The 19,239-nt window shown below is 50.9% G+C and carries 15 protein-coding genes; 10 read left to right on the forward strand and 5 right to left on the reverse strand.

What is annotated here, in order from left to right:
* Positions 1 to 94 precede the first annotated feature (94 nt).
* Positions 95 to 2,746 (forward strand): phosphoenolpyruvate carboxylase, encoded by a 2,652-nt coding sequence (gene ppc, locus JK211_RS07115; protein WP_212707986.1) that lies wholly within the window; start codon positions 95 to 97, stop codon positions 2,744 to 2,746.
* A gap of 68 nt (positions 2,747 to 2,814) precedes the next feature.
* On the opposite strand, the gene metF is transcribed toward ppc, so the two are convergent.
* The 3 genes from metF to metB all read right to left on the reverse strand — a co-directional run bounded on the left by metF (position 2,815) and on the right by metB (position 7,538).
* Entirely contained in the window at positions 2,815 to 3,714 is a 900-nt protein-coding gene (gene metF / locus JK211_RS07120; protein ID WP_212707987.1) for a methylenetetrahydrofolate reductase, read from the reverse strand.
* A gap of 225 nt (positions 3,715 to 3,939) precedes the next feature.
* Positions 3,940 to 6,375 (reverse strand): bifunctional aspartate kinase/homoserine dehydrogenase II, encoded by a 2,436-nt coding sequence (locus tag JK211_RS07125; protein ID WP_212707988.1) that lies wholly within the window; start codon positions 6,373 to 6,375, stop codon positions 3,940 to 3,942.
* Between the two features lie 2 nt (positions 6,376 to 6,377).
* Positions 6,378 to 7,538, reverse strand: coding sequence for a cystathionine gamma-synthase (gene metB / locus JK211_RS07130; RefSeq protein WP_212707989.1), 1,161 nt, complete (start codon positions 7,536 to 7,538; stop codon positions 6,378 to 6,380).
* 263 nt (positions 7,539 to 7,801) lie between these two features.
* Between metB and metJ the strand changes: the two genes are divergently transcribed.
* Complete coding sequence (gene metJ / locus JK211_RS07135; protein ID WP_046791907.1) at positions 7,802 to 8,119, forward strand: met regulon transcriptional regulator MetJ; 318 nt, start codon at positions 7,802 to 7,804, stop codon at positions 8,117 to 8,119.
* 108 nt (positions 8,120 to 8,227) lie between these two features.
* Here metJ and rpmE read toward each other — a convergent pair whose 3' ends face one another.
* Positions 8,228 to 8,440 carry a 50S ribosomal protein L31 gene (gene rpmE / locus JK211_RS07140; RefSeq protein ID WP_212707990.1) on the reverse strand — a complete coding sequence of 71 codons (213 nt, stop codon included), beginning with the start codon at positions 8,438 to 8,440 and terminating at the stop codon, positions 8,228 to 8,230.
* Between the two features lie 223 nt (positions 8,441 to 8,663).
* On the opposite strand from rpmE, the gene priA reads away from it, so the two are divergent.
* From priA to rraA, 6 genes are all read left to right on the forward strand, one after another.
* Positions 8,664 to 10,859 (forward strand): primosomal protein N', encoded by a 2,196-nt coding sequence (priA, locus tag JK211_RS07145; protein ID WP_212707991.1) that lies wholly within the window; start codon positions 8,664 to 8,666, stop codon positions 10,857 to 10,859.
* A 164-nt stretch (positions 10,860 to 11,023) separates the two neighbouring features.
* A complete protein-coding gene (gene cytR / locus JK211_RS07150) occupies positions 11,024 to 12,049 on the forward strand; it encodes a DNA-binding transcriptional regulator CytR (protein ID WP_212707992.1) in 1,026 nt (341 codons plus the stop codon).
* 168 nt (positions 12,050 to 12,217) lie between these two features.
* Entirely contained in the window at positions 12,218 to 13,153 is a 936-nt protein-coding gene (gene ftsN, locus JK211_RS07155) for a cell division protein FtsN (RefSeq protein WP_212707993.1), read from the forward strand.
* Positions 13,154 to 13,239: 86 nt separating this feature from the next.
* A complete protein-coding gene (hslV, locus tag JK211_RS07160; protein WP_087490118.1) occupies positions 13,240 to 13,770 on the forward strand; it encodes an ATP-dependent protease subunit HslV in 531 nt (176 codons plus the stop codon).
* An 11-nt stretch (positions 13,771 to 13,781) separates the two neighbouring features.
* Entirely contained in the window at positions 13,782 to 15,113 is a 1,332-nt protein-coding gene (gene hslU, locus JK211_RS07165; protein WP_212707994.1) for an HslU--HslV peptidase ATPase subunit, read from the forward strand.
* 401 nt (positions 15,114 to 15,514) lie between these two features.
* Positions 15,515 to 16,021, forward strand: a complete 507-nt coding sequence (gene rraA / locus JK211_RS07170; protein WP_212707995.1) for a ribonuclease E activity regulator RraA — start codon at positions 15,515 to 15,517, stop codon at positions 16,019 to 16,021.
* 57 nt (positions 16,022 to 16,078) lie between these two features.
* Here the strand turns inward: rraA and zapB are convergent, their stop codons facing one another.
* A complete protein-coding gene (gene zapB, locus JK211_RS07175; RefSeq protein WP_212707996.1) occupies positions 16,079 to 16,318 on the reverse strand; it encodes a cell division protein ZapB in 240 nt (79 codons plus the stop codon).
* A 422-nt stretch (positions 16,319 to 16,740) separates the two neighbouring features.
* Here zapB and JK211_RS07180 point away from each other — a divergent pair, with 422 nt between their 5' ends.
* Together JK211_RS07180 and glpK are read left to right on the forward strand one after the other, a co-directional pair.
* Positions 16,741 to 17,595 carry an MIP/aquaporin family protein gene (locus JK211_RS07180; protein WP_212707997.1) on the forward strand — a complete coding sequence of 285 codons (855 nt, stop codon included), beginning with the start codon at positions 16,741 to 16,743 and terminating at the stop codon, positions 17,593 to 17,595.
* A gap of 30 nt (positions 17,596 to 17,625) precedes the next feature.
* Positions 17,626 to 19,143: a glycerol kinase GlpK gene (glpK, locus tag JK211_RS07185; protein ID WP_212707998.1), complete on the forward strand. Its 1,518-nt coding sequence runs from the start codon at positions 17,626 to 17,628 to the stop codon at positions 19,141 to 19,143.
* The last annotated feature ends 96 nt before the right edge of the window (positions 19,144 to 19,239 follow it).

Below are 19,239 nucleotides of genomic sequence, written 5' to 3' on the forward strand. Positions count from 1 at the left end.
TTTGACGAATCGTACGTTACATGGCTAGATAAAAGACAGGGTTATGCAGGACGGGTAACAAACTCACATAAATAGCATAGGGTGTCAGGGCCACATGAACGAACAATATTCTGCAATGCGAAGTAACGTCAGTATGCTGGGTAAACTGCTCGGGGATACAGTGAAGGATGCGTCAGGGGCAAATATTCTCGACAAGGTGGAAAGGATACGTAAGCTTTCCAAGTCATCCCGTGCCGGACATGATTCCGATCGTCAGGCGTTGCTTTCGACCCTGCAAAACTTATCTAATGATGAATTATTACCCGTCGCCAGAGCGTTCAGCCAGTTTCTGAATCTGACCAATGTCGCCGAGCAATATCAGACGATTTCCCACCAGTCCCAGGGGGCTAATAACCCGGAACTGCTGAAACAGGCTTTTGAACGGCTAAAACAGCAAAAAAACTTATCAGAATCTGACATCCTGCAGGCTATTGAATCGTTATCTATCGAACTGGTCCTGACCGCGCATCCGACCGAAATTACCCGCCGTACCTTGATCCATAAACTGGTTGAAGTGAACAGCTGCCTGCAACAACTGGATCATGCCGATCTGACGGATCATGAACGTAACAGCATTATGCGTCGCTTACGCCAGTTAGTCGCCCAGGCCTGGCATACGGACGAAATACGTAAAGTGCGTCCGACACCGGTAGATGAGGCAAAATGGGGGTTTGCCGTCGTAGAGAACAGCCTGTGGGACGGCGTTCCGGCATTTCTGCGTGAGCTGAATGAGCAGGCAGAGGAAACCTTTGGCATTCGATTGCCGGTCGATTTTGTCCCGGTAACGTTTACTTCATGGATGGGAGGGGATCGTGATGGCAACCCGAATGTCACCGCCCCGGTCACCCGACATGTTATTCAGCTAAGCCGCTGGAAAGCCGCAGATATGTTCTTACGTGATATCGGAGTGCTGATTTCCGAGCTATCCATGTCAGTCTGTAGTGATGAGGTCAGAACGTTGTGTGGCGATCCGCAAGCACTGGAACCTTACCGGGTGATTCTGAAACGTATCCGCAGCCAGCTGATCAATACCCAGGCTTACCTGGAACGCCGTCTGAAAGGTGATTATCCGGGCCGCCCGACAGATTTACTGGTGACCAACGATCAACTGTGGGACCCGTTATTCGCTATTTATCAGTCCTTACAACAATGCGGTATGGGAATTATCGCTAACGGTCAGTTACTGGATACACTGCGCCGGATTAAGTGTTTCGGCGTACCACTGGTACGTATTGATTTGCGTCAGGAAAGCACCCGCCATACGGAAGCACTGGCAGAGATTACCCGCTATCTGGGATTAGGTGATTACGAAAGCTGGTCAGAAACAGATAAACAGGCTTTCCTTATCCGCGAACTCAACTCCAAACGTCCACTGTTGCCGCAGCAATGGGAAGCCAGCGAGGAGACCCGCGAGGTTCTGGAAACCTGTCGTGTAGCTGCTGAGGTTCCACAGGGTTCGATTGCTGCTTACGTCATTTCGATGGCTAAAACACCTTCCGATGTTCTGGCAGTTCACCTGCTGCTGAAGGAAGCCGGTATCCGCTACGCACTGCCGGTGGCACCACTTTTCGAAACCCTTGATGACCTGAATAATGCCAATGATGTAATGACTCAGCTGCTAAACATCGACTGGTATCGCGGATTTATCCAGGGCAAACAGATGGTGATGATTGGTTATTCTGATTCTGCCAAAGATGCCGGGGTAATGGCCGCCAGCTGGGCGCAGTATCAGGCACAGGATGCGCTGATTAAAACCTGCGAAAAAGCCGGTATAGCCTTAACCCTGTTCCATGGCCGCGGTGGTTCTATCGGCCGGGGCGGGGCGCCTGCCCAGGCAGCTTTACTATCACAACCTCCGGGCAGCCTGAAAGGTGGCCTGCGCGTGACTGAACAGGGGGAAATGATCCGTTTCAAATTCGGATTGCCGGAGGTCACTATTGCCAGCCTGTCTCTGTACACCGGAGCCATTCTGGAAGCCAACCTGCTGCCTCCGCCGGAACCGAAACCGGAATGGCAGAACATTATGGATCAGCTGTCAGAAGATTCCTGTGCAATGTATCGTGATTATGTCAGGGAACACCCGGGCTTCGTTGCCTATTTTCGTGCAGCAACCCCGGAGCAGGAACTGGGTAAATTGCCTCTGGGTTCCCGGCCCGCGAAACGCCGTCCGACCGGTGGTGTTGAATCATTACGGGCGATCCCGTGGATTTTCGCATGGACGCAAAACCGCCTGATGCTGCCGGCATGGCTGGGAGCAGGTGCCGCCCTGCAAAACGCCATGGCCAAAGGTCAGCAAAATGCGCTGGAAGCTATGTGCCGTGACTGGCCGTTTTTCTCAACCCGCATCGGTATGCTGGAGATGGTGTTTGCCAAAGCTGATTTATGGCTGGCTGAATATTATGATCAGCGACTGGTTGACCCGTCACTCTGGCCACTGGGTAAACAGCTGCGTGAGCAACTGGAGAAAGATATTAAAACGGTACTGACTATCTCCAACGATGCACATCTGATGGCAGATCAGCCATGGATTGCAGAATCGATTGCGTTACGTAACGTGTATACGGATCCCCTGAATGTATTGCAGGCAGAATTACTGCACCGTTCACGGGCCGCAGAAGCCGCAGGCGAACCGGCGGATCCGTCGGTTGAACAGGCCCTGATGGTGACAATTGCCGGGATTGCGGCAGGAATGCGTAATACTGGCTGATATAACCCACAGGCTTTCAGATAATAACCCGGCAAGGGTGCCCGCGTTGCCCTGCCGGATAGATCCCCTCACTGGTGCGTCATTTGCGGCCGTACGCCCAGCGTATGGCAAATGGCATAACTCATTTCCGCACGGTTCAGTGTATAAAAATGGAAATCTTTCACTCCCTCATGGGAGAGAATTTTTACCATGTCCATCGCAATGTTCGCTCCGACCAGCTTACGAGTTTCAGCATCGTCATCAAGCCCGTCAAACATTCTGCTCATCCAGTGCGGTACACGGATATTGGTGAGGGTGGCAAAGCGCTGCAGCTGTTTAAAATTACTGACCGGTAAGATCCCGGGAACAATTTCCACGTCAATGCCTGCAGCCGCACAACGGTCACGGAAACGCAGATAACTTTCCACATCGAAAAAAAACTGGGTGATGGCCCGGTCAGCCCCGGCATCGACTTTACGTTTCAGGCTGAGTAAGTCGGCCTGGGCGCTTTTTGATTCAGGGTGGACTTCAGGATAAGCAGCCACCGAAATATCAAAGTCACCGACATCTTTCAGCAGTGCGACCAGATCGGCAGCATACATGGCGGGTTTCTGGCCGGCACAAGGCAAATCCCCGCGTAACGCCACAATATGGCGGATACCATTATCCCAGTAATCCTGCGCAATTTTCCGTAGTTCATGGCTATCAGTATCGATACACGTCAGGTGAGGTGCGGCTTCCAGTCCGGTACGCTCTTTTATCCCTTTAATAACACTGTGGGTTCGCGCACGCTCTTCGGAATTCGCACCATAGGTTACGGAGACAAAAGCGGGATTCAGGTTACGCAGACGCTCAATAGAGCGCCACAGAATATCTTCCATTTCCCGGCTTCGTGGAGGAAAAAACTCAAAAGAGACATTAATGCGTCCGTTTAATTCAGCAAGACTTTGATTAAGCGCCTCGTGCTGATTGGCATGAAAGAAACTCATCCTGTCACCTCTTCAATCACCGCTGCTGTCAAATTTGAACATCTAAACGTTTAGACGTCCGGATGCTTAAGTTGACGAATTCAGACAGCAGGGTCAACTGAATTATCAGCATGTTATGCTGACGGAAATTCATACAGGGTGCAGGTGGGGGGGCGTGATACAGGCCAGCAAGACCTCTGGCAGCAGGAAAAAATAAGGGCAGAGAATCACTCTGCCCGACACAGATCAGAGTAACTGGGCCAGCCGGTTGATATCCGACTGGATCGCCCCTGCGGTGACATCACGTCCGGCACCCGGGCCGCGGATAATCAACGGATTATCCCGGTACCAGCGACTTTCAATCGCAAACACATTATCACAGGGTAGTAAGGCCGCGAGCGGGTGATCAGACCTGACGGCTTCAACTCCGACTCTGGCTTTACCGCTGGCATCAAACCGTGCGACATAACGCAGTACCAGACCCATCTCAGCCGCTGCCTCATAGCGTTGCAGCATTTGCTCATCCAGTTCATCCGCATTTTCAAAGAAATGATCAACCGATGCTTCAGCGCAATGCTCCGGTACCAGGGATTCTACCCTGACCTGATGCGGCTCAATATCATAACCAGCTTCACGGGCAAGGATCACCAGCTTGCGCATAACATCCTGCCCTGAGAGGTCTACCCGCGGATCAGGCTCTGTCAGCCCCTGCTGCCAGGCCTGGTCGACCAGCTCGGTAAAAGGTACCGTTCCGTCATATTGCAGGAATAACCACGATAAGGTGCCGGAAAAAATACCACTGAGGGACAATATTGAGTCACCGCTATCCCGCAGATCACGTACGGCATAGTTAATCGGTAACCCTGCGCCGACAGTAGCATTGTATAACCAGTGACGCCCTGTCCGTTTGAAGGCATCGCGAATTTGGCGCCAGTGAGTACTGTCTGATGAACCGGCCACTTTGTTAGCACTAATCACATGAAAGCCGTAACTGGCGAAATCCAGATACTGCTCAGCAATACGGCTGTCGGCGGTAACATCCAGTACGACAAGGTCATCAAAAGGATGGTCCCGCATCCATAAGAATAGTGACTCTTCATCACGAAGCTCTGATTCATCCTCAAAAAAAGCCAGGGTACGGCTGGCATCCAGCCCTTCATAATTCAGCAGGCTTTTCCGGCTGTCGGCCACACCGGCCAGCACAAACTCAAAGCCGGTTCGTCCGGACAGGTTTTCCTGTTCACGGGCAAATAATTCCAGCCAGCGTGAACCTATATTCCCTTTACCAAACAGAACCAGCCCGATACGTTTCTCCGCGCCGAACAGCGACTGATGGAGCCCCTGTATCAGGTGCTGTGTCGGCCCGCAACGCAATACCGCAACCAGGCTGATATTTTGCTCTGACTGCCAGACAAACTCGACCGGCTGGTCCTTGATTTGCTGCCAGAAACGGTGGGCATGTAACGGATTGCGGACGACACCGGCCCCGACCATAGCGACCAGTGCCAGCCCGTTACGTAAACGGACATTTACCGGCAGGCCGCTGCTCTGCAGCAAAGCCAGTGCACTGTCCACCACTTCCGAGGTATAGCAGAGTTGTAGCAGGTAGCGATCCGGATGCGTTCCGCTGGCAAGAGGGCGCAGCTGAGCACGGGCCAGCAGCAGTTCAGCCTCTTTTTTCAGGGCAGCAAAGTCATGCTGCTTCGCGATTTCAATTTCAATCAGACACACATCATCATGGCTGGTAACAATACGGGCACCGGTGCCGGAAGCAAGTACCCGCTCAATACGCGTCGATCCCTGCTCAGGCTGATAACTGCAACGTAACTGCAGATCAATATCACTGGCAGAAACCGGTTGCAGAGTACGGGTATGCAATACAGGCGCCGCCAGCCTGGCGAGCTCACTGGCTTCATCCAGTCTCAGCAAAGGTAACAGGCAGGCATCAGAGACTTTCCGCGGGTCAGCACTGTACACCCCGGCAACATCACTCCAGATAGTCACCCGCCCTGCCCCGGCCAGGGCGCCAATCTGGGTAGCAGAATAGTCAGAACCGTTACGCCCCAGCAATACAGTTTCTCCTGCCTGGTTACGCGCAATAAAACCGGTGATCACTACCCGCTGACCTGCGCATTCCGCCAGCAGCTGCTGCAACCGCTGACGGGATTCCGTCTCATTCACTTCCGGCTGGGCTGAACGCTCTGCATATAAAAATTGCCGGGCATCCAGCCAGCGAGTATTCATATCCTGCTGTGATAACAACGCCGCCATTAAACGTGCTGACCAGATTTCACCATGTCCCACGACTTCAGCATAGACAGCATCGGTGACGGGGCTGTCCAGCAGGACTGCCAGACGTTCAAGGTCATGAATAAACGTCTGAATCAAGGGGTCTGCCTGTTCGGCCGGCAGAACGCTGCTCATCAGTCCGGTCTGAAAACGACGTAAATTTTGCTGAACCTGATGCGCAGACAGGCGGTCTGTGTTACTGAGTTTCAGCCAGCTAATCAGTTGATTGGTGGTACTTCCTGCGGCAGACACCACCATCAGGTCGCCGGGGTGGCTATACTCCGCCATAATCCCGGCGACCCGCTGATAACATTTTGCGTCAGCCAGGCTGCTGCCCCCGAATTTATGCAGTTGTCTCATTCCGGACGCCACACAGTCTGATGAAATTGTCATGCTTACCCCTTTGCTGCCACCCGAAATGCATTTTCCAGGTCAGCAACTAAATCTTCATGGTCTTCGATACCGACAGATACCCGCAATAAAGTATCAGAAATACCTGCCGCAGCCCGCGCCTCAGATGACATACCGGCATGGGTCATGGTTGCAGCGTGAGAAATAAGGCTTTCCACACCACCCAGTGACTCCGCCAGTGTAAACAAGGAGAGTGATTTCAGAAAGGTTCTCACGGTCTGTTCGTCGCCATCGAGTTCGAAGCTTAGCATAGCGCCAAAACCCCTCTGTTGACGCCGGGCAAATTCATGGCCCGGGTTGTCAGGCAGCGAAGGATGATACAGTTTTTTCACCAGCGGTTGTTTCTTCAGCGCATCAACAATCGCCTGTGCATTACGCTGGGCAGCCGCCATCCTCGGCCCGAGGGTACGTAATCCGCGTAACAACAGATAACTGTCAAATGCAGCGCCGGTCACACCAATATTGTTCGCCCACCACGCCAGTTCAGTGACCCGTTCAGGGTCTTTTGCAATCACGGTGCCCGCGACCACATCAGAGTGTCCGTTCAGGTATTTGGTGCAGGAATGCACCACCAGATCGGCCCCCAGTGATAGCGGATTCTGTAATACCGGGCTGAGGAAAGTATTGTCAACTACCGAGACCGCTCCGGCTGCTTTGGCCGCCCGGCAAATAGCTTCAATATCCACTACCCGTAACAGCGGATTACTCGGACTTTCTACCAGTACCAGTTTCGGGCCTTCAGCCATTGCTTCCGCCAGTGCCTGAGGATCCCCCTGATCGACAAATTTAACCCTGAAAGCACCGCGCTTACTCAGGCTATCGAATAACCGATAGCTGCCACCATAGCAATCGTGAGGAGCGACCAGTAAATCTCCCGGTTTCAGAAAAACTGTGGTCACCAGCAGGATCGCCGACATTCCGGTATTGGTTAACACCGCCCCGGCGCCGCCTTCCAGTTTTGCCAGCGCCTGCTGTACCACATCACGGGTCGGATTTCCGCGGCGTGAATAATCGTGGGCTCTTGGCTGATTAAAATCCACAAAATTATAGGTACTGGAAAGATGAATTGGCGGCACTACGCAGCCATATTGCTCGTCATCATTCAAACCGCTACGGACTGCGATGGTCGCTTGCTTATGTGTCATGGCGTATTTTTCACTGAAAAGGGGAAAGGCGTACAGAATAACACCCATGCATTGGACGTCAACACATCTAGACATCTAAATGTCTGTGAGTACAGATTGAGCAATAGAGCAAGAAACGCTAAAATTAGCCGGTAAAGTCAGATATCGCCATAATTGCTACTATGACAGTTAACCATTTACCTGTTGAGGCAAAACTATAATGCAGATATCTGGCATAATTAGCTGAACCCGACAAGTTAACTTTTTATTAATTAAGGTACCCCATGGCTGAATGGAATGCCGAATATATCAGCCCTTATGCTGAGCATGGCAAAAAAAGTGAGCAGGTAAAGAAAATTACCGTCTCTATCCCTCTGAAAGTACTTAAAATTCTGACTGATGAGCGGACTCGCCGCCAGGTAAACAACCTGCGCCATGCCACCAACAGTGAATTGCTGTGTGAGGCATTTTTGCATGCATTTACCGGACAACCGTTACCGGATGATAATGATCTGCGGAAAGAGCGTGGCGACGAGATTCCGGAAGAAGCGAAAGTCATCATGCGTGAAATGGGCATTGACCCGGATAAATGGGAATATTGATCGCGGGAAATTTCTGCGTTTTACTCTTTGCTGAGTAAAAAAAGGTAAAAAAAACCCGGCAATGCCGGGTTTTTTACATCCGAATCCGCAGACTCGTCTGTCAGAAACTTATTTTGAACCCGGGATGCTGAAACGTTTGTTGAAACGTTCAACACGACCACCGGTGTCAACAACACGCTGTTTACCAGTGTAGAACGGGTGGCATTTACCACATACGTCCAGGTTCACATCGTGACCCATGGTAGAGTGAGTGTTGATAACGTTACCGCAAGAGCAGGTAATGGTGACTGCTTTATATTCCGGGTGAATACCTTGTTTCATGGGAGAACCTCTGTAGAAGGCCGTGTCGCTCTCCGTGCCAGGCGAACCTGCACAGCACCACACGCGGTTAAAAAAGAATGTTTTTTTGATGCACTGCTGCCGTTACAAGCAACAGCGGCGCTATATTATACAGAACCTCATTGATATGATGCAAATAAATTAACCATGCCAGCGACAGGATTCACCGTGTACACTACAATTTTGATTCGCCGGAGCCTACTGAATGCCTGTCATTAAGGTCGCACTTCCTGTCCCTCTGCCTCGTCTGTTTGATTATCTTGCACCGGCAGGCCCGGTGCCGGTAACAGGCAGCAGAGTCAGTGTGACATTTGGTCACCGGAAAATGACGGGGATTGTGTATGCGGTAACCGCCCAGAGTGAGCTGCCTGAAGCACAGCTGAAAACGATTGATGCAGTGATTGATCCGCAAAATATATTTACGGAATCATTATGGAAACTGCTGAACTGGGCCACGGGGTATTACCACTATCCGGTCGGCGAGGTTCTCTTCCATGCATTACCGGTATTACTCCGTCAGGGTCGCCCGGCCGTTCCCCCTTCAGGCTGGCAATGGTCACTGACCGAACAAGGAAAAATCACCGCCCCGGAAAGCCTGAAACGGGCAGTAAAACAACAACAGGCCCTTTCTGCTCTGCGTAGTGCTCCTTTGCAGCGCCATGAGCTCAGTCAGCACGATCTGAGTGATGCGGTATTGCAAGCCTTACGTAAAAAAGGCCTGTGTGAACTGAGCGAAATCCCTCCGCAACTCACAGACTGGCGTAAAGACTATCGGGTAAAGGGTGAACGCCTGAGGTTAAACACCGAACAGGCAACGGCTGTCGGCGCGATCCGCAGCCTGGATAACCAATATGCGGCCTGGTTGCTGGCGGGTATTACCGGCTCAGGAAAAACCGAAGTTTACCTCAGTGTGCTGGAAAATATTCTGGCCGAAGGTAAACAGGCCTTAGTGCTGGTTCCCGAAATCGGCCTGACACCCCAGACTATCGCCCGGTTCCGTGAACGTTTTCATGCCCCTGTCGATGTACTTCATTCTGCGCTGAATGACAGCGAGCGGTTAAATGTCTGGCTGCGGGCTGGCCGGGGGGAGTCGGCAATTATTATCGGTACCCGCTCGGCACTGTTTACTCCGCTGGCCAGACCAGGGGTCATCATTATTGATGAAGAGCATGACAGCTCTTATAAGCAACAGGAAGGATGGCGCTACCATGCCAGGGACTTAGCGGTCTTCCGCGCACATCAGGAAAATATACCGGTTGTCCTCGGTTCAGCGACCCCGGCGCTGGAAACACTGCATAATGTCGACACCGGAAAGTATCGCCAGTTAACGCTGACAAAACGTGCCGGTAATGCGCGCCCTGCGCTGCAGCAGCTTATCGACTTAAAGGGTGTACGTTTACAGTCAGGACTTTCCCCGGTATTGATCAATAAAATGCGTCAGCATCTTCAGGCTGATAATCAGGTGCTGCTGTTCCTCAACCGACGGGGTTATGCGCCGGCCTTACTTTGTCATGACTGCGGATGGCTGGCCGAGTGCCAGCGCTGTGAGCATTACTATACCTTCCATCAGCAACAACGTTTGCTGCGCTGTCATCACTGTGACAGCCAGCGGCCCCTGCCTTACCAGTGCCCTCAGTGTGGTTCAACACATCTGATGCCGGTGGGGATGGGGACAGAACAGCTGGAAGAACAGCTAAAAACATTATTTCCCGGGATACCGGTCACCCGGGTAGACCGTGATACCACCAGCCGTAAAGGCACACTGGAACAACATCTGGACGATATTCATCGGGGAGGGGCCCGTATTCTTGCAGGAACACAAATGCTGGCCAAAGGTCACCATTTTCCGGATGTCACTCTGGTTGCCCTGCTCGATGCAGACGGTGCACTGTTTTCTGCCGATTTCCGGGCCGCAGAGCGTTTTGCCCAGTTGTATACCCAGGTTGCAGGCAGGGCAGGACGGGCAGGGAAACAAGGTGAGGTTGTATTACAGACCCACCACCCGGAACACCCGCTATTACATACCCTGTTATATGAGGGATATTTCTCCTTTGCCCGCCAGACATTGCAGGAAAGAAAGCTGGTCAGCCTGCCGCCCTACTCCAGCCACGCCCTGTTTCGTGCTGATGACGCGGATAACCAGCAGGCAGAACAGTTTCTGCTGCAGTTGCGTAATCTGCTGGAGGCCAGTCCGCTAAAAGATGATCATTTCTGGATTATGGGGCCGGTGCCGGCATTGCAGTCAAAAAGAAACGGCCGCTGGCGCTGGCAACTATTATTACAACATACCTCACGTAAACAACTGCAACGTATTCTGAGCCACACACTGCCGCTGGTGACAGCATTACCGGCATTACGGAAAATGAAATGGACCCTGGATATCGACCCGACAGAAAACTGACGGTCATTATCAATGTGCGATACAGTACGAAAATACATCACTGACTGAGTGATTTATTGCAAATCTGGTAACGGAGGCGGCAGATAATCTGCTAACAATAGCCGTAGCTGCGGTGTTGTGTACCGCCTTATCTGATGACTAACTGACTGCCGGGAGTTTATGCTTTGAAACAGAATCCACCACCGACTCGTGCCACCATGAAAGATGTTGCCGAAAGAGCCGGTGTTTCAACAGCCACTGTTTCACGTGCCCTGGCCTCTCCGGAAAAAGTGTCGGTTTCAGCACGTCAGAAAGTGATACAGGCGATGGCCGGACTGGGCTATTCGTCTGCCCTGCTTCCCAGGCAACAAAAAAGAAATGACTCCCGGACGCTGTTAATTCTCGTTCCTGATATATGTGACCCGTTTTTCTATGAAATGATCCGCGGTATCGAGATCACTGCAGCGGCTGAGGGGTATCTGGTGTTAATCGGTGACTGTGCCCATCAGAATTTACAGGAAGTGGGTTTTCTGGAACAAATACTGACGCGGCAGATAGACGGGTTACTGCTGCTGGGTTCTCAGGTCCCTCCATTACACGAACTGGTCCATCGTGATCAATTACCCCCACTGGTGATGGCTAACGAATTTTCTGCCGATCTGGACTACCCGACCGTACATATCGATAACCTGACTTCGGCCTTCAATGCCGTCAGCTATCTGTTAAACACGGGGGTTAAAAAGATCGCCTGTGTGACAGGTCCCGAGTCGATCTCTCACTGCCAGTATCGTAAGCAAGGCTATATTCAGGCCCTGAGACGTCACAATATTGACATTAATCCCCATTATCTGGCCCGTGGTGATTTCAGCTTTGACTCGGGCAGAGACGCCCTATCCCGGCTGATGCGATTACCGGATCCCCCTGATGCTGTATTTTGTCATAACGATCTGATGGCACTGGGTGTTATGCATCAGGCTTCATTACTGGGTATCCGAATACCGCAGCAATTATCTGTTATCGGTTTTGATGATATTGATATAGCCCGGTACAGTCATCCGCCACTGACTACCATTTCTCAGCCCCGTTTTCAGATCGGCTGCGAAGCGGCGACGTTATTAATTGAAATCATCAAAGGAGAACGAATCAATGGCGGCTCCCGGTTACTGGAAGCCAGCCTGGTCGTTCGCCAGTCGACGTTAGCACCGGCGTAACAATGGAGTACAACCGTCCGCGCTGACGAGATTTTTCAGGCAATAACTCAGGCAGAGTTTACTGGTCAAAGTTCATCCCCTTGAGTAAAATGACGGAGTTATTGCGATTAAATATAAAGATCTGGGCTGTTCGCCCGCCAGACTGATGTATAACTTATCGGAACGAATGTGGCACAAAAAGACTATGTAGGCCGCGGGCGTTCAACAGGGACGCAGCGTAGGAAAAACGCTCCTCGGGGTAAAAAGGGCAAGACCCGCCCGGGATTACCAAAACAGATGATCGTACTGGCTGTTGCTGTACTGGTCACTTTTGCCGGCGGTCTGTGGTTTATAACCCATCATAAAAAAGAAGAAGTACCGGAAGTTATACCGCATAAAAATGCCGGTAATGGCTTACCTCCTAAACCGGAAGAACGCTGGAAGTATATAAAAGAACTGGAGAATCGCCAGACCACTGTGCCGGTTCCGACCGAGCCTTCTGCAGGGGGAGAGATAAAATCACAGACCCAGTTAACTGATGAGCAGCGCCAGTTACTGGAGCAGATGGCCGCAGATATGCGCCAGCAGCCGACGCAACTCAATGAAGTACCGTGGAATCAGCAAACCCCGGCACAACAGCAACAGACACTGCGTCAGCAGGCTGCAACCCTGCAACAACAGAAAACCTATCAGCAACAACAGTTGCTACAGGCAGAGCGCCAACAGCGCCTTGAAAAACAACAGCGTCTGGAGCGGCAACAACAGGCAGAAAGGCAACAACGTGCTGATCGCCAGCAGCAGGCACAACAACCGGCAGTGGGTCATGCACAGACCAGCACTCCGGCTGTCACTGCGCCTGCGGCAGCACCTGTCAGCAAACAGCCGGCAGCCACACCAGGAAAACACTGGCTGATACAATGCGGTTCATTCAAAGGCAGCGCACCGGCAGAGTCTGTACGAGCCTCTCTGGCCTTTGAAGGCTTTGAAAGCCGGATTACCACCGGCGGGGGCTGGAACCGGGTAGTGATCGGACCGTATCAGGACAGGGCTAAGGTGGACAGTATCGTCAGACAACTGCGCGGTTCTGGCCATACAAACTGTATTACTCTTTCTGCCGGGGGTTGAAAGCCTTCAATCCTCCCCCATATACCCCCTTAAGTGACTCCGCGTACTGCGCGGAGTTTTTTTCTTGATCTAAAAAGGGGCGGCCCGTGACAACGATTGTAAGTGTTCGACGCAATGGCCAGGTAGTGATTGGTGGTGACGGCCAGGCTACTCTTGGTAATACAGTAATGAAGGGTAACGTCAAAAAAGTACGTCGCCTGTATAACGACAAAGTCATTGCCGGTTTTGCCGGCGGCACCGCCGATGCTTTCACCCTGTTTGAACTGTTTGAGCGCAAGCTGGAAATGCACCAGGGACATCTGGTTAAAGCTGCCGTAGAGCTGGCTAAAGACTGGCGTACCGACCGTATGCTACGCCGTCTGGAAGCTCTGCTGGCGGTAGCCGATGAAAATGCCTCTCTGATTATCAGTGGTAATGGTGATGTGATCCAGCCTGAAAATGATTTGATCGCTATCGGGTCCGGCGGACCCTATGCTCAGGCCGCAGCACGTGCACTGCTGGAAAACAGTGAACTCAGTGCCCGTGAGATTACCGAAAAAGCACTGGATATCGCAGGTGATATTTGTATCTACACCAACCATAACGTCACCATTGAAGAACTGACGTCCAGGACGTAAGGATTTTTACTATGTCTGAAATGACTCCTCGCGAAATTGTAAGTGAACTGAATAAGTTCATCATTGGTCAGGATGGCGCAAAGCGTGCTGTCTCTATCGCCCTGCGTAACCGCTGGCGTCGTATGCAGCTGGATGCCGAGCTGCGTCACGAAGTGACCCCTAAAAATATTCTGATGATCGGCCCGACAGGGGTAGGTAAAACAGAAATCGCCCGGCGCCTGGCGAAGCTGGCAAATGCACCTTTTATTAAAGTCGAGGCGACAAAATTTACCGAAGTGGGTTATGTCGGAAAAGAGGTCGACTCGATTATCCGTGACTTAACCGATGCTGCAGTCAAAATGGTACGCAGCCAGGCAATTGAGCGCAATAAATCCCGTGCCGAAGAACAGGCTGAAGAACGCATTCTGGATGTACTGATCCCACCGGCAAAAAATAACTGGGGACAGTCAGAGCAAAATAGTGAGCCTTCTGCCGCACGCCAGTCTTTCCGCAAAAAACTGCGTGAAGGACAGCTGGATGATAAAGAGATTGAAATCGATCTCGCTGCATCTCCGATGGATGTTGAAATCATGGCGCCTCCCGGCATGGAAGAGATGACCAGCCAGCTGCAGTCTATGTTCCAGAACATGGGCGGACAAAAACAGAAATCCCGTAAGCTGAAAATAAAAGATGCTCTGAAGTTACTGATCGAAGAAGAAGCCGCCAGACTGGTGAATCCTGAAGAACTGAAGCAGGAAGCTATCGATGCGGTAGAACAACATGGCATCGTATTTATTGATGAAATCGATAAGATCTGTAAGCGTGGCCAGGCATCCGGTCCGGATGTTTCGCGTGAAGGTGTGCAACGTGATTTGCTGCCCTTAGTCGAAGGATGTACCGTTTCGACAAAACACGGAATGGTGAAAACCGATCATATTCTGTTTATCGCATCAGGTGCATTCCAGGTCGCCAGCCCGTCAGACCTGATCCCTGAACTGCAGGGACGTTTGCCTATCCGTGTCGAACTTCAGGCACTGACCGTTAATGACTTTGAACGTATTCTGACAGAGCCAAGTGCTTCCGTGACGGTACAGTACAAAGCGTTGATGGCAACAGAAGGTGTGACAGTGGAGTTCAGCGATGATGGCATTCGTCGTATTGCTGAAGCTGCATGGCAGGTCAATGAGACCACCGAAAATATCGGTGCTCGTCGTCTGTACACCGTGCTGGAAAAGCTGATGGAAGAAATCTCTTTCGATGCCAGCGAACGCCCTGGTGAGTCAGTGACAATTGATGCCGGTTATGTGAGTTCTCACCTTGATAAACTGGTTGCTGATGAAGATTTGAGCCGTTTTATTCTGTAATTTAATTTACCGTGCTCTTATCACCCGATCTCTGTCTCCGGGCAGAGATCTGTTTTCACCCGATGCACAGCCTCCCGTTAACCACTGCTGATACACATTTTTACTGTTATTTACCCTCAGAGTTTCTCACGCTCACTGCAGGATTTATCTCTCCGCCATTTTTTCTGCCGGTATCTTGCAGACGGACGGCATCATTATTTTGTTTCCCCGCCTCTCTTACCGGCTGATATCAGTGAATAGTCGTGATGACCAGAAAAATGGCATTTCTGACCAATTTATTATTCATCTGTAATGTGATGATGGATCACTTATCCCGGCCTGCAGCCACGGCTGGCTTTTTTGCTATCTTCAGAAAGAACGCGATATACTTTATCCACCTCTGGCAAACAGATGATACCGCTATGAAATACGATACCTCCGAACTTTGTGATATTTACCATGAAGAAGTGAATGTTGTTGAACCCTTGTTTTCAAATTTTGGCGGACGCACTTCTTTTGGTGGTCAGATAACTACCGTCAAATGCTTCGAAGACAATGGTCTGCTTTATGATGTACTCGAAGAAAATGGACTCGGGCGGGTGCTGGTTGTCGATGGCGGTGGTTCAGTCAGACGTGCTCTGATTGATGCACAACTGGCACAACTGGCCACGCAAAATGAATGGGAAGGCATTGTTGTTTACGGTTCGGTACGTCAGGTCGACGAACTTGAAGAACTTGATATCGGCATCCAGGCGATGGCGGCTATTCCTGTCGGTGCAGCAGGCGAAGGTCCGGGCGAAAGTGATATCCGGGTAAACTTTGGCGGAGTGACCTTTTTCTCCGGTGATTATCTGTACGCAGATAATACTGGTATTATTTTGTCCGAAAACGCACTGGTCGCTGAAGAACAGGATGAGGATGCAGAGTAAAACCGCAGGTAAACCGGGTGCCGCAGCACCCGACTTCCGGTTTATTCCTCGACAGAATTAAACCTCATCCATTTTTCCCAGCAGGGTACGTAAACGCTCCTGCCATTGTTGTTGTTCTTCTTTTAACTGCTGATTTTCACGCGTTAATGCGTCGTGATTACCGGCAACCTGTAATGCTTCCTGCTTCAGTGTGCTGTTTTGTTCTTTCAGCTCTTCAATTTCCATCTGCAACAGGGTGATAGTATCAATCGCCTGCTGTACTTTGGCTTCCAGTTTTTCGAACATTTCAAATGACATTTTTATAACCTCTCCTATATCGCAAGGCGTTGATGTGCCGGCTACCATCCTGACAAACCCTGTAAAATTTCAGTAGCTGGCTACGATAACACGATTGTATGAAGCCTGATCGCGCAAGTCCAGTTACCGGGTAACTTCAGGAGCAGTCTGTAACATTTTTGGCATATATTTTCTATAAAAACCGCCGGACTTTCCTCGTTGCCGTAAAAAATCACGCCGCCACAAGCAATCATTAATGACAATATGGCAACAAAATACGCGATTTCGCTCATTTTATTTGACATGACACACAAATTTTAAGTTCGGTATTTATCGTTTATGCGCGTTAACGATAAATTTAACCTAACCCTCTAAGAAAGTCGGGTAACTCAGGGAATGGGTACACAACACCGATAAATTTAACCTCGTTTAAGGAATCAATCATGAGTCAAACGACAAGCACGCTCACAGGCCAGTGTATCGCCGAATTCATAGGTACCGGTTTGATTCTTTTTTTTGGTGCCGGCTGCGTTGCCGCGCTAAAAGTCGCCGGAGCCAGCTTTGGGCAATGGGAAATTTGCATCGTCTGGGGCCTGGCAGTTTCAATGGGTGTTTATGTCAGTGCAGGTATTTCCGGAGCACACCTCAATCCGGCAGTCACTGTTGCTTTGTGCCTGTTTGGTCACTTTGAAGGCCGTAAAGTCATTCCCTATATTGTTGCACAGGTTGCCGGTGCATTCTGTGCTGCAGCGTTGGTATACGGATTATACCGCAGCCTGTTTATTGATTTTGAGCAGGCACATCAGATAGTGCGTGGCAGTACCGAAAGTCTCGGGCTTGCAGGGGTCTTTTCTACCTACCCGCATCCGGGTATCAGCGTAGTGCAGGCATTCTTTGTTGAGCTGGTCATTACCGCAGTACTGATGGGAATGATTATGGCGCTGACAGATGATGGTAACGGCTTACCACGTGGCCCGTTAGCCCCTCTGCTGATTGGGTTACTGGTCGCGGTGATTGGCGCGGCAATGGGCCCTCTGACCGGTTTTGCTTTAAACCCGGCACGTGATTTCGGCCCTAAAATGTTTACCGCTCTCGCCGGGTGGGGCGAAATTGCTTTTACCGGAGGAAAAACCATTCCTTACTTTCTGGTACCGATTTTCGGACCACTGATCGGGGCTTGTGTCGGCGCTTTTATTTACCGTAATTGCGTCGGGCGTTATTTACCCTCAAACAACATAACACCGGCCAGCACAGAATCAGAACAGTCACTGTCACGCGCTGAACAGCATAAAGCGTAAACTTAACAACGACTTCACCAGGAACAGATTATGACAAACGCTGAAAATAAATACATTGTTGCCCTGGATCAGGGAACCACCAGTTCACGGGCCGTAGTTATGGATCACGATGCAAATATTATTGCTGTTTCACAACGTGAATTTAGCCAGATTTATCCGAAGACCGGCTGGGTAGAACATGACCCGATGGATATCTGGGCTTCACAGAGTTCGACGCTGATTGAAGTACTGGCACATGCCGATATCCGGTCGGATCAGATTGCAGCTATCGGTATCACTAACCAGCGTGAAACCACGATTGTCTGGGACAAAAAAACCGGAAAACCTGTCTACAATGCCATTGTCTGGCAGGATCCACGTACGGCAGATTACTGTTCAAAACTGAAAAAAGAAGGACTGGAACAGTATATACAGCAAACGACCGGCCTGGTGATCAATCCTTATTTTTCCGGAACCAAAGTGAAATGGATTCTGGATCATGTTGAGGGGGCACGTGAACGCGCAAAACGTGGGGAACTTCTGTTTGGTACTGTAGATACCTGGCTGGTATGGAAGATGACCCAGGGACGTGTACATATCACTGATTTTACCAATGCATCACGTACCATGATGTTCGATATCCATAAGCTACAGTGGGACAACCGTATGCTGGAGATTCTCGATATTCCGCGGGAAATGTTACCGGCAGTGAAGTCCTCTTCAGAAATTTATGGTCAGACCAATATCGGGGGTAAAGGCGGGACCCGCATACCGATCGCCGGGATCGCCGGCGATCAGCAGGCAGCACTGTATGGTCAGCTATGTGTACAGCCCGGGATGGCTAAAAATACCTATGGCACCGGTTGTTTTATGTTAATGAATACCGGTACCGAAGCGGTTACCTCAACCCATGGTTTACTAACGACTATTGCCTGCGGTCCGCGCGGTGAAGTGAACTATGCCCTGGAAGGGGCGGTGTTTATCGGTGGCGCCTCTATTCAGTGGCTGCGGGATGAGATGAAATTATTCTCTGAAGCGCTGGATTCTGAGTATTTTGCAACGAAAGTGAAGGATTCAAACGGTGTGTATATGGTGCCGGCGTTTACCGGCCTCGGTGCCCCGTACTGGGACCCCTATGCCCGCGGCGCTATCTTTGGCCTGACACGCGGCACCAATGCGAACCATATTATCCGGGCAACTCTGGAATCAATTGCCTACCAGACACGTGACGTACTGGAAGCAATGCAAAACGATGCCAGCACACGACTGCAGTCCTTACGGGTAGATGGCGGCGCGGTAGCAAATAACTTCCTGATGCAATTCCAGTCAGATATTCTCGGTGCCAGAGTTGAGCGTCCGCAAGTCCGTGAAGTGACAGCATTAGGCGCTGCCTACCTTGCCGGTCTGGCTGTCGGTTTCTGGAAAGACCTGGACGAAGTTCGAGCTAAGTCAGTCATTGAACGTGAGTTCCGTCCTTCCATCGAAACTACTGAGCGTAACTACCGCTATGCCGGCTGGAAAAAAGCCGTATCCCGAGCCCTGCGCTGGGAAGATGAAAACGAGGAATAACTGAGACTCCGCCCGTAACTGCGTTACGGGCTTTCAGGGTCAATTCAGTCCCCCTGCCCTTGTGCTACACTGATTCCCCTTTTCTTTCTGATAAGA

Origin of the sequence: Tatumella sp. JGM130, from assembly GCF_018257525.1 — a bacterium.
GTDB lineage: Bacteria > Pseudomonadota > Gammaproteobacteria > Enterobacterales > Enterobacteriaceae > Tatumella > Tatumella punctata.